At 68.9% G+C, this 244-nt stretch carries 1 protein-coding gene; it reads right to left on the bottom strand.

The features are described from left to right. Positions 1–244 (bottom strand): hypothetical protein (locus ACPYOG_RS20320; RefSeq protein ID WP_481295887.1); only part of this gene is annotated, 244 nt, incomplete at both ends.

Here is a 244-nt window from a genome sequence, read left to right as displayed (position 1 = left end):
ACCTGGTGTCGGGGAAGGGCTTGCTCGGGAAAGTCTCCCCGGCCGGCGGGACCGTGCCGTCACGCACGCCTTCGATCGTGTTGCGGCTGACGTCGATGCCGTAGCTCAGGCGCTGGTGGGCCAGCTGCGTCTGCGCCTGCGAGCTCAGGCCGATCACGCGTTCCTTGTACGTGCCCAGCCGCGTGCGGTCCGCGGCGGTGTTGCGGTCCTCGTAGGAGAACTGACGCGTCTCGCTGTCCTGCAC

The organism is Leifsonia sp. HAY1-4F (genome assembly GCF_056755275.1).
The sequence above is the reverse complement of the archived record's forward strand: the minus strand, read 5'-3'. Positions and strand labels throughout refer to the sequence as shown.